The organism is Neomoorella stamsii, assembly GCF_002995805.1.
Taxonomy (GTDB): domain Bacteria; phylum Bacillota; class DSM-521; order Neomoorellales; family Neomoorellaceae; genus Neomoorella; species Neomoorella stamsii.
Genome location: NZ_PVXL01000076.1, coordinates 1 through 12,369, shown reverse-complemented (window position 1 = coordinate 12,369; position 12,369 = coordinate 1). Strand labels below are relative to the sequence as shown.

At 54.2% G+C, this 12,369-nt stretch carries 17 protein-coding genes and 3 pseudogenes; 3 read left to right on the top strand and 17 right to left on the bottom strand.

Annotated features, from left to right (window positions below; translation table 11 throughout):
* Nucleotides 1-123: 123 nt before the first annotated feature.
* Nucleotides 124-453: a hypothetical protein gene (locus MOST_RS17445; RefSeq protein WP_054937077.1), complete on the bottom strand. Its 330-nt coding sequence runs from the start codon at nt 451-453 to the stop codon at nt 124-126.
* Between the two features lie 381 nt (nt 454-834).
* Here MOST_RS17445 and MOST_RS15625 point away from each other — a divergent pair, with 381 nt between their 5' ends.
* Nucleotides 835-1,170: an ATP-binding protein gene (locus MOST_RS15625; RefSeq protein WP_054937078.1), complete on the top strand. Its 336-nt coding sequence runs from the start codon at nt 835-837 to the stop codon at nt 1,168-1,170.
* A gap of 569 nt (nt 1,171-1,739) precedes the next feature.
* Here the strand turns inward: MOST_RS15625 and MOST_RS15620 are convergent.
* From MOST_RS15620 to MOST_RS17440, 3 genes are all read right to left on the bottom strand, one after another.
* Nucleotides 1,740-2,126: a type II toxin-antitoxin system HicB family antitoxin gene (locus tag MOST_RS15620; RefSeq protein WP_054937079.1), complete on the bottom strand. Its 387-nt coding sequence runs from the start codon at nt 2,124-2,126 to the stop codon at nt 1,740-1,742.
* Complete coding sequence (locus MOST_RS15615; RefSeq protein WP_054937080.1) at nt 2,119-2,367, bottom strand: type II toxin-antitoxin system HicA family toxin; 249 nt, start codon at nt 2,365-2,367, stop codon at nt 2,119-2,121. The genes MOST_RS15620 and MOST_RS15615 overlap by 8 nt, the downstream gene beginning before the upstream one ends.
* Before the next feature lie 329 nt (nt 2,368-2,696).
* Nucleotides 2,697-3,587 carry a P-loop NTPase family protein gene (locus tag MOST_RS17440; protein ID WP_054937082.1) on the bottom strand — a complete coding sequence of 297 codons (891 nt, stop codon included), beginning with the start codon at nt 3,585-3,587 and terminating at the stop codon, nt 2,697-2,699.
* Nucleotides 3,588-3,707: 120 nt separating this feature from the next.
* Here MOST_RS17440 and MOST_RS15600 point away from each other — a divergent pair, with 120 nt between their 5' ends.
* The gene (locus MOST_RS15600; protein ID WP_054937083.1) at nt 3,708-4,190 is read left to right on the top strand and encodes a type II toxin-antitoxin system VapC family toxin; all 483 of its coding nucleotides are present in this window, start codon (nt 3,708-3,710) and stop codon (nt 4,188-4,190) included.
* Between the two features lie 3 nt (nt 4,191-4,193).
* The gene (locus MOST_RS15595; protein WP_054937084.1) at nt 4,194-4,373 is read left to right on the top strand and encodes a hypothetical protein; all 180 of its coding nucleotides are present in this window, start codon (nt 4,194-4,196) and stop codon (nt 4,371-4,373) included.
* Nucleotides 4,374-4,424: 51 nt separating this feature from the next.
* Here the strand turns inward: MOST_RS15595 and MOST_RS15590 are convergent, their stop codons facing one another.
* The 13 genes and pseudogenes from MOST_RS15590 to MOST_RS15540 all read right to left on the bottom strand — a co-directional run.
* The gene (locus MOST_RS15590; RefSeq protein WP_054937085.1) at nt 4,425-4,778 is read right to left on the bottom strand and encodes a hypothetical protein; all 354 of its coding nucleotides are present in this window, start codon (nt 4,776-4,778) and stop codon (nt 4,425-4,427) included.
* 19 nt (nt 4,779-4,797) lie between these two features.
* Nucleotides 4,798-4,911, bottom strand: a pseudogene (locus MOST_RS18320) (M23 family metallopeptidase); the annotation flags it as partial.
* A pseudogene (locus tag MOST_RS18640) lies at nt 4,906-6,301 on the bottom strand (VirB4 family type IV secretion system protein); the annotation flags it as partial. The pseudogenes MOST_RS18640 and MOST_RS18320, both read right to left, overlap by 6 nt.
* A 4-nt stretch (nt 6,302-6,305) precedes the next feature.
* The gene (locus tag MOST_RS17525) at nt 6,306-6,476 is read right to left on the bottom strand and encodes a hypothetical protein (RefSeq protein ID WP_157049490.1); all 171 of its coding nucleotides are present in this window, start codon (nt 6,474-6,476) and stop codon (nt 6,306-6,308) included.
* Between the two features lie 295 nt (nt 6,477-6,771).
* A complete protein-coding gene (locus tag MOST_RS15565; protein WP_054937086.1) occupies nt 6,772-7,158 on the bottom strand; it encodes a type II toxin-antitoxin system PemK/MazF family toxin in 387 nt (128 codons plus the stop codon).
* Complete coding sequence (locus MOST_RS15560; protein ID WP_245909673.1) at nt 7,158-7,400, bottom strand: hypothetical protein; 243 nt, start codon at nt 7,398-7,400, stop codon at nt 7,158-7,160. The genes MOST_RS15565 and MOST_RS15560 overlap by 1 nt, the downstream gene beginning before the upstream one ends.
* A 152-nt stretch (nt 7,401-7,552) precedes the next feature.
* Nucleotides 7,553-7,762 carry a hypothetical protein gene (locus MOST_RS17715; protein WP_054937088.1) on the bottom strand — a complete coding sequence of 70 codons (210 nt, stop codon included), beginning with the start codon at nt 7,760-7,762 and terminating at the stop codon, nt 7,553-7,555.
* Complete coding sequence (locus MOST_RS17710; RefSeq protein WP_181950136.1) at nt 7,756-7,920, bottom strand: hypothetical protein; 165 nt, start codon at nt 7,918-7,920, stop codon at nt 7,756-7,758. The genes MOST_RS17715 and MOST_RS17710 overlap by 7 nt, the downstream gene beginning before the upstream one ends.
* 357 nt (nt 7,921-8,277) lie before the next feature.
* Nucleotides 8,278-8,913: pseudogene (locus MOST_RS18065) on the bottom strand (EAL domain-containing protein).
* Nucleotides 8,879-10,024 (bottom strand): ParM/StbA family protein, encoded by a 1,146-nt coding sequence (locus MOST_RS17425; protein WP_054937092.1) that lies wholly within the window; start codon nt 10,022-10,024, stop codon nt 8,879-8,881. The pseudogene MOST_RS18065 and the gene MOST_RS17425 overlap by 35 nt, the downstream one beginning before the upstream one ends.
* A gap of 68 nt (nt 10,025-10,092) precedes the next feature.
* Nucleotides 10,093-10,569 carry a hypothetical protein gene (locus MOST_RS17705; protein ID WP_054937093.1) on the bottom strand — a complete coding sequence of 159 codons (477 nt, stop codon included), beginning with the start codon at nt 10,567-10,569 and terminating at the stop codon, nt 10,093-10,095.
* Between the two features lie 48 nt (nt 10,570-10,617).
* On the bottom strand, nt 10,618-12,024 hold the full coding sequence (locus MOST_RS15545; RefSeq protein ID WP_054937094.1) for a glycoside hydrolase family 78 protein: 1,407 nt from the start codon (nt 12,022-12,024) through the stop codon (nt 10,618-10,620).
* A 58-nt stretch (nt 12,025-12,082) separates the two neighbouring features.
* A partial coding sequence (locus MOST_RS15540) for a transposase domain-containing protein (protein ID WP_129588706.1) occupies nt 12,083-12,369 on the bottom strand: 287 nt, incomplete at its 5' end.

Sequence of the window (12,369 nt, the reverse complement as noted above, 5' to 3'; positions counted from 1 at the left end):
GGTCGGAAACTCTGCCTCCTGTCTGCCGGATGAATAATTAAGCTTGTTTTAGCCCCCACCTCAGATGATAGGTGGGGGTTATTTTATACTTACGTAACGCAAAAGGTGGGTAGTATTTGACGCTTACGACATCTCTGCGGCATTTACGGCCTGCTGGTACTGCAGCCAGGCTATCATGGCAGCCTCTTCTTCACTGTCCACTTGCGCTCTTTCCCGTTCTTGCCGCCGCCTTTCCTTTTCTTCTTCGCGCTTCATAAATGCCTGCCGGACAGCTTCAGCCAGAGCTTCATCCCCGGCCAGTCCTGGCATCCGCTGCAAGTCTTTCATAGCCTGCCGTACCCTTTCTGCCGTAGCCCTGCGGTCTTTTTCTCCCGCATCTTCCCTGATCAGGCCTGCTAGTTGGGCCAGGATTGGTGCCGGGGCTGTTGGGTTATCCACTAATACCACGGCCACCGCCCGGGCTACCTCCTACCGGTCTGCCCTGGGAGCCTTGCCCGGACCGCGTTTTCCTTGCCTTCGAACAGGTGGTAACCCATGGCGCTTCCGCCACTTTCTTTCTGCGTCTGGTGTCCGGTTTTTTCTCTGGATTTTATCTTCTGATGGGCATACTACGGCTATATAAGGTTGCTCCGGCATTTTTTTATCCCCTCCAGGCTTTTTGTCTTTAATCCTGGAAGGATATGGTATAGGGATAGCGAATATAATTAGGGTTGCCCTACTGTTTCTTTGAGGTCGGGTGTTAATGCCATAGAGATTTTCTTACTAGAGGCACGCTTATGCACACTAGGCGGAGACTTCAAGCCTATTACTACTGGTTCAGTCGGAGAGCGGAGCATGGCGATTTTAAGTCTTCTACTTTCCGCCGGCGATCAACCTCTTATTATCGATCAGCCCGAGGATGACCTAGACAACCGTTATGTTTACGAGGTAGTCGTCCAACTACTCCGGCAGCGAAAGTTTTTCCGGCAGATCATCGTCGCGACTCACAACGCCAACATACCCGTCAACGGTGACGCTGAGCTGATTGTGGCATTTGGGGTAGAAAATCGTCTCGGCACCGTTATTAGTGCAGGAAGTATCGATCAGTCCGAGATTAAGGAGCATGTCAGCACAATCATGGAGGGCAGCGCTGAGGCTTTCCGGTTGCGTCGTGAGCGTTACGGGTACTAATATTTATTATTAAGAGAAAGAATATATCTAAGCCAAGTTTTGCATGTTAGCTGGATCCGGCAAACTGGCGTTCTCCCAAAAATTGTGAAAATAAAGCGTATCTTACTTCCATAATATAGTTATATAAAGCATTGTTATATGATGGTCGAGTAGAGATATGCCTCTACTAGACCATACTGGGTTATTCTATAAGTTATCAACTCAATTCCGTTAAGTAGTGTGTATTTATCTCATTCATAATAAAAATAATATCATCCTAAGGTTAGGGGCGCACAACACCAAGAGATGTTTTATCCAATTCATAAAGCTCTCTTAACTGATTTACTGTATATATCGGTAGGGAACAAATTGGTAGAATGTACTTATTTGCTTCGAGGTACATTCCTGGGCAAATAGGAACGCTAATTTTACTAATCTCAAACGTGATATTTTACCACCTGCATAACGGATTAGATGCAAAATGATTTTTTGCCGTATATTCATTGAGGACACCTTTCAATTATTTTAAGCATTATTGGTCCTACAAAAAAATACCAAAAGATTATAAGCTATGAGATAACGTTTAACACCTAGTCTTGGCCTTTGACCATTTTTCTACCCAAACCTAAAGCAAGGAGATAAATAGCCATTTGATTAAGGCTAACACCATCTTCTTGTGCTTTGGTGGCAATAGCCCTGTGGAGGGATTTAGGAAGGCGTACAGTAAATTTGCCGCTATATTTTTCATTGTTATCCGGTTCGGGAATATCTCGTTGTAACGCCAAAGCGGTTTCTATCCAACCCCTTTTGGCATCCTCCAGATTAGCCATGGCCTCTGCCGGAGTTTCTCCGTCTGATATACAACCCGGTAAAAGGGGTATGCTGGCCAGCCATCCGCCGCCCTCCTCCTCTGTAAGGCGGCGAAGAGATACCTCATAGTTGAGGTTAAGATAGTAATCTAACGTTTTATCACTCATTAGATTTCCCTTCCTGCTTCTCGATTAATTCTAGCGCTTTCTTAACATATATAGCCTTAACCGGCCTTCTGCGGGGGATCGTTAAAATCTCAACCAGCTCAGGATGATAGTAATTATAATGACTACACTCTTGATGGCGGCAATTAAAACCATAATACTTGAGCACTCTATCAATATCTTCCCAGGGTACATCCCTGGGATTTCTTTTTATTGCCTTAAGGAGCTTCTCAATTTGGCTCATTTATTTCTCCCGCCTCTAAAAAATGGTATCAAATTTGCCACCATTTATCAAGTGCACACTCTTTTTTTCAGGTCTTCAGCCCCTGCCCTTCCGGCCTTAACAGCAAACTTTGCCGCCCGGCCGGGAGGCAAGGGCGACCCGCAGGGCCGGGCCGAGGAATAAATGGAGGGGACCCGCCCAGGGGGAGCGGAGGCCGTTTATGCAGCAGGCCGTACCCTTGCCGGACGGTCCAAAGCGGCGGTATAATCTAAGGCTGGCCGGAAGGCCAGGAGGTTTTAAATCAAGGCAGCAGGTGCGCGCAAGCAGCTCCTGCTGCCAACCCGTGTTGTTTACAAAAGGGCCCCGGGCGGCGCTGGCCACCAGCACAGCCAGGTTGGATCTAAAAGCCTCCCTGGTCCTTTTTTGTCAGCTACCCCTAAATCGCGGACAATATATTCATACCGCCCGGCCCTCAACTCAGGCAAAAGCTCGTCAAATATAAAATTACCATCCCTTTCTATGAATTTGTCAACCCCGGTTTTAGCAAAAGGAAACACATCAAAGCCTTTTATACGGCCGGCCTTGCTTACCCGGCCGTCGTCCGCCTTGATAATTTTAAGGTAATCCTCCATGACCGGGTCCTGGCTATCTTCCACCAGGACCACATTATGGCCCTGCCTGGCTAAAAAAGCGCTTATGGCCCGGGCGGTATGGGTACAGCCCAAACCCGGCGCGGCCCCGGCCACGGCGATAGTCACCACCCCTACCGGCCGCTGCTCGATGACTACTTTTTCCTTTACCTGTTCTTCTCCGGTTAAGCCACTCATGATATGCCACCTGGCGGCCTGGGCGTAGGTGGCCGGGACGCAGGTAAGGGCCTGGGCGACTAAATCACCCCAGTCGGCCTCAACCGTGCCGTCTATTATGTCATACACTCCCAACCCCACAAGCCTTGCCACCGTCGCATCTCCCGGCTGCCTGCCGGGCGCCAGCAAGAATATCCTCGTATAGGGCCTGGCTATGCGGTAACCCTGGACAGCGGCCACCAGGTCCGGGCCCGGACCGGCATCTATATCGAGGATCAGGGCATCAGCCGCCACCCTGGCGGCAGATTGGAAGGCATTACGAATGCCCAAGGAATCCATCGTCCCGGCCTGGTCAAATACCACTTCGCCGTATTCTTTCACGGCTTTTCTCACCTGCTCCGCCCTGGCCGGGGCAAGGATTAAAGCATACATCATGAGTCTCTACTCCTTCCATATAATTGCTAGTAATTCCAATTTGTTATTGATATTTCCACCTTCGCTATTGCCTCCGAGTACTTTTTAGGCTATATTAAAATAAAATCGGGGTGATACTCCGTGGGAGAAAAACCAACATTATACCTGGAGACAACCATCCCCAGCTACCTTGCAGCCAGGTTAAGCCGCGATTTGATAGTAGCTGCCAATCAACAGGCAACCCATGAACGGTGGATTTATGAAAGGGACAAATTTCAAATATACATCTCCCAAGCTGTTGTAGTAGAAGCGCAAGCTGGGGATCCTGAAGTTGCTTCTTTAAGGTCCCGTTATCTTGAAGGCCTTGAAATCTTGCCTGTAACAGATGAAGTTGAAAAGCTGGCAAGAAAATATATCACTGTCCTAGGAATTCCCCAAAAATCAGCATTAGACGCCGTTCATCTCGCATACGGAGTGGCATATAACCTGGATTACATTTTAACCTGGAATTGCAAACATCTCGCCCACGGTGAGGTTCGTAAAAAACTAAAACGATATAACGCTTCAGTAGGATTAGAAACCCCGGAAATTGTTACTCCACTTGAACTAATGGGGAGGAATTAAGTTATGGCCTATGAAGATCCCATTGTGAATGAAGTAAGAAAGGCACGTGAACTAATTCTAGAAAAATGTCAAGGTGATATGGATAGATTTTTTAAATTCATCCGCGAAGAAGAAAACAAAAACCCAGAAAGACTTACCAAACCTGCAGTCGTAAAAAAATCACTGCAGAAAGTAAGCTTATAGAGGCTAAGATAATATACCCCCTTAAGATTAGAGGGGGTATATCTGTATTTTTCACCTTTCCCTTACCAAAGACTTCTCCAATACCCTTTGCAGTACGCCCAGCACCCGGGCGGAGCTTTCCCCCCGTCCCAGGGCCACGGTGCCGGCCAGAAGGGCCAGTTCCAGCGTTATCGCCCGCCGAGGGGCATCCCGGCTGCCGCCAAAAAGGATTTCCACCAGCAACAAAAGAGGCTGGGCCTTTAACAAAGCATATTCCTTCATAGGCACTTTTAGCGCCGGGTTCCCGGGGTCCACCAGGGCCAGGGCTTGCCTGGCCGCTTCAGCGTTCCCCTTAGCCAGGTTAGCCGCCTCCAGGTGGGCGGCATAAACCTGGACGGCATGATCATATCTGCTGACCTCATCCATCTTCTCGCCCTCCATTCGTTTACTTGAAGTAATTGACAGGGTTGACCGGCTGGCTATGCACCCTAACCTCAAAATGCAGGTGCGGCCCGGTGCTCTTGCCCGTGCTGCCGCTGTAAGCGATCGGTCTTTTTCGATCTGGTTCCCAGGCGAAAGACAAAACGTTGAAGTATTGCGCCCTCCTCACGGCATCATCCGCGTTCTGCAGGTCGTGGATGTCCAGGACGATTAAATCGCTATCGGCGGATGCCGTGGTCGGCCCGGCTCATAAAGAGGCGTCGGCCCCCTCCGCCGCACGGCGCAACAGGACTGCCAGGCGGCCGTAGGTTTCCGGGCGTTCTTCCGCCCTGGAAGCAACATAAGCATAAAGCTCCCTGGTGGTAGGCCATTTCTCCAGAGGTATTGTCGCCGGGTCGTTCTGCCAGCCTATCCTCGCCTGGCGGTAGATTTCCACCAGGGCTTCTTCCAGGGCCGCCCTTTCCAGGTCGTTCAGCTCCCGCAGGTAGAGGGAAAAGAAAGTCCGTAAGACTTGCAGGTGGAGGGCCAGGGGTCCCTGAGCCGTCACCCTTTCTTCTTCGCCTTCCTCGTCTTCCAGGGGTACCGGCCGCACCTGCAGGGGGTTGATGCGCCCTTTGCCCCCGGCGCAGTTGATCCAGGCCCCGTCCAGAAGGCGGCACATATCCCGGTACTCCCGTTCCGGGTCGATGATGATCACCCTGGCCCCCCGGGCCAGTTCTAGTAAAATCAGCATCTTCACCGCGAAGGACTTGCCGGCGCCGGGTTTCGCCAGGACGGTCCAGTTAGAGTTCGTCCTGTCACCGCCCCGCTACCAGATGTCTACTAGCACAAGTCCCCCGTCCCGGTCTCGGCCTAACACTACGCCGCTGCCATCGTTGATGCCGGAAGCAGTAAAAGGAAAACTGGCGGCCACCGTCTCCGCCGGCATGTTCCTGGTCCCGGCGTCCTTAATGCCGGAAGGCAGAACCGCCCAGGGGCCGGCCGCCTTCAGTCCTTCCTCCTGCCGGAATACGGCCACCCCCCCTCGCATACCGGCGGCGGCCAGGGCTGCTTCCACCTGCCGCGTCCGCCGGTCAAGAGTTTCCTGAACAGGGGCCAGGACCAGGAGAACAACAGTCACGTAGAATACCTGCTGCTGTTCCTGGTCAATCTTTCTCAGCAGTTCTTGAGCGTCCTTCAGGGCCTGTTCGGTGCGCTGCATCACCAGGGCGTTACCGCCCAGCTCTAACCTTCCGGTGTACTCGCCTATGGCCCGGTTGATGCTTAATACCAGGTTCGCCGGGTCGGTAGGGGTAACGTACGTGGATAGAGGCCACCACCCCCGTCATCCCGGCCACTCTGGCGAGCCAGGCCGGGCCTACCCGCGGGGGATAGTCGGTTATAACTAAAACCCTGGCTACCTGTTCCCCGATGGTTATCTGCCTGGCCCCGAAGTCCAGGGCCTGGGGAGAAAGAACGTCCACCAGGCCGGTAAGGCCTGGCGTTGTTGTGTTTTTGCTTTTAGCCATACGTCTATGCTCCTTTCACCTGCGGCGGTAAATACAGCCCCATAATAGGCGGCCGTTCAAAAGCCGCCTGGGCGGGATGGGTAAAAACAAAGACCAGGTCGATGATTTCCTGGTCGCTGCCCTGCCTCCTGGCGACGCCGTGTTCTTCCTCCCAGATAACAAAAAAGATATACAAAAAGCGTTACACGAATTATAAATAACTACCAGGCTCTGCCTGGTATGTGTAATCGCGGGCGACTGCCCGCTTAACCTGCCTTTAAAAGGAGCGCGCCGGCATCAGCCGTAACGTAGCGCTCCTTCCGTCAAATTTGCCTGGTTCCTGGAATCAGGAAGGCCTGCGTGGGCAAGCCTTCCTTTGGTGCCTGGTCAAAGCAAACAGCTCCAGGCCAAACAAATAAAACGCCCGGCGGTCTATTGCCGGGTTGATCGTTTGATTATAGATAAACAGTACCTCGTCGTCAGAAGAATACTTAACCCTGGTCATAAAAAAGCTTTTTCTGGAAGAGTTTAAGCAAGCTAGATCGGATTGGCTCAAATGTCTTTTCCTCTAGGGACCCAAGATATGCCTTTATCCTTCTAACGTCAACGGCCCGCACCTGGTCAATTAAAACTATAGAGGCCTGGGGAATCCCCCCTGCTCCTGGAGGTAAAGGCTGGTATAGAATAGGGTTTTGCTTGGCCCATGGGCCGCTTCTAGTTGTCAAGGGGACCACAATCACCACGGGATAGCGCACAGGGCCTTGAGGTACACCGACAACAACAGCAGGCCTTACTCCTTCCTGTTCATGACCTTTAGGGTCATGGACAGGAAGGGCAATCAGAAGAATATCTCCTGCTGCTACAGCCTCAATGGCCATTACTGTTTGCCTCCTTCAATAATCAATCCGATCCCTGCTTCATACCGTACCGGTTTCCCTTTAGGCGGCCCCTCTGGACCCCAATCATACGGGGGCAATTCACCTAGTTCGGCTTCCAGCCACGCCTGGTCCTCGTTTTTCGACTGGATTAATAAAAACTCCAAAAACCTTTTCACTACAGGGGTTTCTTTCTCTGGCAAGGCTTCTATAAGCCGGTATAATTCATCCTTGGCTACGCTCACCATTTGTCACCTTCCTTTCGGCTAAATCCTAATCCTCTGCTGCAATTTTTAACATGCTTCAGTTTGCTTTTTCATAAAATCACCTGTTTTAGGTTTATATACAGCTTTTTCCACCCTAAAAACATATTAGCATATGATATCGCCAAAATCAATCAAACAACCCTTATCTTTATCCCGGCTACCAGGGCATCATCTATGCCCTTTTCCTCTTTCGACCTGGCTCTCCATATCGCTTCCCGTACCGTTATGCCCAGTTTCTTTAATTCTGCAAAAGCTTTGGCTCCCCTCTTCACCTGCCGGCCGGCTTCCCGCCACTGCTGGTAGCCCCTGGCGTCCTCCGTCCCGGCAATAAGCATCAGCAACCGGTTGCCCAGGCTCCACTTATCGCTAGGCCTGCCATATCAGCCCTGGCGTTGATAAAGGTCCGCGCTACTGCCTGGGGCAAATTGCCACTGGCAAACATCTCCAGCAAACTGTCCACTGCCTGCTTGACCCGGCTTTCCTCCAGCTTTACGGCCATCCATACCGCCTCCTTGCCTTTTTGGGCCTTCGGCCCCTGGCCTTCCGGCCTTACCAGCAAAATTTGCCGCCCGGCCGGGAGGCAAGGGCGGCCCGCAGGGCCGGGCCGAGGAATAAATGGAGGGGACCCGCGAAGCGAAGCGTAGCGGGGAGGAGGCCGTTTATGCCGCAGGCCGTACCCTTGCCGGACTGGCCAGGGCGGCGGTATAATCCGAGGCCAGCCGGAAGGCCAATCTTTAAATCAAGGCAGCAGGTGCGCGCAAGCCGCTCCTGCTGCCAACCGCTGTTGCCTTTTACGGGGCCGCCGCTACGCTAGCCCGGAGGGGTCAAGCCTTGCGGCGGCCCCCTGGGTTCACCGTCAAAACCCGCCGGCCATAACGCAAACCTTTCCCCAGACAGGTTGTGGTTTACCCAAAAGATAGCTCTGGCCGTACTCTACGCCCAGGTCCCTTAATGCTTTTAACTCGCCCGGCTTTTCAATACCCTCGGCAATTATCTCCGCCTCCAGGTAACGGCATACCTCCAGGGCCTGGGCCAGCAGCAGGCGGTTGGAAACATGGCAGTCGCAACCCCTCACAAGTGAACGGTCTATTTTTACAAAATCAGGCCGCAGGTGCAGGGCAGCCCGTAGTTAGCCTATATCCGGCCCAACGTCGTCTATAGCTATCCTCGCACCATTCCCGCGCCAGGCACTCAAGGCGCCCGTTAATTGCTGTATATCCCTGCAGCCATACTCGGTTAACTCTATGACCAAGCGGGGGTTCGCGTAGCAACCAGCTTCAATATCAACCAGCTCTGCCGCGGTCACGTTAACACTTAAGTAACCCTCCGGCGGGTAGCCGCCGGCCAGGGCGGCCAAAAAGCAGGCCGTATCAAGCTCGCCCAAAAGCTCCCAGGCTGCGGCGCTTTTAAAGAGCAGCCCTGGTTTGGCAAGGACTCCCTCACCCCGGACCAAAGCCTCATATCCCCATAGCCGCCCGGACGTAAGGTTCACTACCGGCTGGTAGTAAACTCGTATCCTGTCGGGATTTTTTATTACCGCTTCGATATCGCTTTTTTTGAGCAATGAGATCACCGCCTTCCCGCCAGGGGCTGTATGGTTTCCGCTCGGCAAAATATTCTTCTACCCTCTTAATCTGGGCTGGACCGATATAGTAAACAAACAGGCAGGCCCCGCCGCCGGCGAGGATCGTCAGAGCTACAAACCCGGCCCGGCCGCCCCAGGCCGCCAGCACCCCCTGGGCGATAGCCTGGGCGACGTCGCGCCTGGCCTTCAATAACGCTTTCTCAAGATTTATATCCTTGCCTGCATAGTGAATGGGCCGGCCAACAAATGCGTCTTCAACAACCTCCTGGTACATGGCCGGGGCCAGGGGAGCCCCTGTCTGGCACTGGAACTCGGTAGCCAGGGCGCGGTGTACCAGGTGGACGCCCGCCTCCAGGCTGCCGCAGGCCTCCGGCAGGGGGCAGGGTACGCTATCGCCCCGGATCTCAAACAGCAGGTAATCGGTGGTATATGTTCCCACATCGACTACCCCCAGGTAACCGTTCTTGGGCAGGGCTACATCCCCAGCCAGCACTACGCCCGCCCCCAGGGGGAACACCAGCACCTTGCCAAAGCTGATATGCCTATCCTCCCCGCCGTCCACGCTCACCCAGGCCGCCAGGCTTTCCAGGCGCTTTTTCAAGGCGTCCTTCTGGGCGCGGAAATAGGCCAGGGGCAACCCCACCGCCAGGTCAACCTGTTTGGGAAATGGTCCTTTATCCCCGGTGCCTGCCAGGTAGGCGGCTGCAAGCAGCAACAAGTCGTGGAGGTTCGCCGGTTTCTCCCGGCTTAAAGAAGTGGTAACCGCCATGGATCGCAGGGCCGCCTCGCCAACAAGCTTTTCCTCTACCTCCCCGCTTATTTTACGCACCTTTACCTTATGGCCTGTCCCATCGCGGAACATCCCGCTTAGGGGATCCTCAACATAAGGCGCCACTACCGAGGGAAAAGAAACCCTGGCCACCGGCGAAACGGCTTTGACAAAGCCGTAACCGACGTCTATACCTACGGCCTTAACAGCCAGGGCTGCTGGTTGGGGATTAGTTTGAATTGCCAGCATCAGATCACACTCCTTTGAATTAAAGATCTTAAAATAAAAGCCGGGGTTTAGTTGTCCCGGCTTAACAATTAAGACGTATCTCTCCCCTGCAGCACCACAAACCAGTCGCTGTAAACGGTCCCTTCGGTCACTACCACGCCGTCAGTGTAGGGCGGCGCGTCCAGGGCCGCGCTCCCTGCCGGTCCAGTACCACTTAAGTGCATTTTCACTTCAGTACCATCCGGAGTAATCTCCAAGCTCGGGTCGGTCCAGAACTCCACTTGCCATGTCTTGTTCAACCCGTTAGCCTGCACGGTCACCGGCCCGGACCCTATCGTGGCTTCCCTCCCCGCACCATAAGGGAAGACCGCCGTGGCCGTATCTATAGGCCCCACGCTGTCCACCAGAAGCGTCACTTTGGCCCCGGCCTTCACCTTCGGGAGCTGGGCCGTAGTCATACCGGGAGTTATTAGGATATGCGTCGAAGGAGTGGCTGGATCCGGCGCAGCCTGCCCGGAAGATGGGCTGGCTATCCCGGCCACCCTGGGCCGCTCAAAGGCAATCACTCAGAAGTCAACCCAAGCAGACCATTCGGAGTCCACCCCGGCCTGATCCTAAACTTTGACCCTCACATTAAACCGGCACTCCCTGGAAGCCCACAGTGGCCCGGGCACGTCTGGAACGCCGCTGGTGGGGACGGTATATTCCGTCTCGCTCCCCGGCACCTGCCCGGTGTCCAGCACCAGTTGCTGGTCAGAAGCCCGCACAATCTGCACCTGGAAGGCGCTCTGGCTGTCGCCGGGGTCGGGATCTGAGAAAGTCCAGGTCAAGGTCGGTGTTGTGGTGGTGTAGCACATGCTTTGCGTATCAATTACCGGCGGATCCGGCTTCGCGTCTGCGTCCCACACTACCGCCACCCCGCCGGAGGCCACTATCCTAGGAGTAACGCTCGGGTCAGAAGTGGCCAGCTCGGCCTTCCACCTCACGGCCCGGCCCGGCGTGACTTTTACCCACAGCCTGGTGTCGCTTGAGGCAGGGCTCACCGTCAAGCTATCTCCTATGGCCGTCCAGGTAGAACCGTTGTCGGTGGTAACTTCGGCCACAGGACCGGACGGCGTGCCCCTCACCCGCCACACCTTGACCCAGTTGGTGCCGTCAGCGGTAACCGAAAAGGTCACCGAAGTCTTGTCGGGCACGCTCACGTAGGCCCTCACCCGGACGTGGTCCACGTCATTGCCAGGGTCCTTCGCCAGGGAAACCGCCACCGCCGAAGGAGCGTAGCTACCTAGGCTGGAAAGCCCGGCCACGGTGACGGACATATTGGGGTTATAGACCAGCTGGCTCCCGTCCCAGGAGTAATACTTCAGTTGCTCCCCATCAATGATTATCCTATCGAAGGCCCCCGGCCGCACGGCCACGCAGACGGGGTTGTTCAGGCCCGAAGTGACCGAGAGGGCAGCGTTGTACCGGAAAGCAGAGCCGTCAAAAGAAAAGTGCTTTACTTGCTTTCCGTCCACCACTACAAGGTCTTTCTCCCCTGCAGCAGCTATAGCCACGGGAGAAGAGAGCCCGGTTACAGCTAAAGCGGGGTTTTCCGCTAGCCCGGAGCCTGTGAAGTTGTAGTACCTTACCTGGTTGCCGTCCAGGACGGCCACGTCATAACTCCCGGCCATCAGAGCGAAGTCGATAGGATTGGTCAGCCCGGAGGGCTCCAGGTAGGGCACTTCCACCATGCCCGAGCCATCAAACATGTAGTCTTTGATCGACTTCCCCACCAGGCCCGCCACTTCCCCCTCCCGAACGCCCATGGCCACCGCTCCGGCCAGATCCGCAACCGAAAGGGCCGGGTTCTCCACCATGCTTATGCCCGTAAAGGAGTAGTGGTAGAGCTTATCGGACAGGGCCACCACCACGTCGGGGTACTGCCACCCGGCAGCCACGGCCAGGGGGTTCGACGGCAGAGTAACGCTCAGGATGGTGTTCTCGACCATCCGGCTACCGTCGAAGCTGTAGTGGATCACCTTCTCGTAAGCGTAAAATAGCCCCCACCTATCACCTAAGGTGGGGGCTAAAACAAGCTTAATTATTCATCAGGCAAATAGGAGGCAAAGTTTCCGACCACGGCAGGAGTTGATCCAGGGCGTTTTTATCCTCGAGGTCCAGGTTGGGAAGTTTTTCGAAGAGGTAGATAAGGTAGTGGAAGGGATTTAACCCGTTTTCCTTGGCCGTTTCTATAATACTGTAGGTAATGGCGCTGGCTTTAGCACCCCGCGGGGTGTTGGCAAACAACCAGTTCTTGCGGCCGATGACGAACGGCTTGATGGAGCGCTCGCTGCGGTTGTTGTCGAGTTCCAGACGCCCGTCTT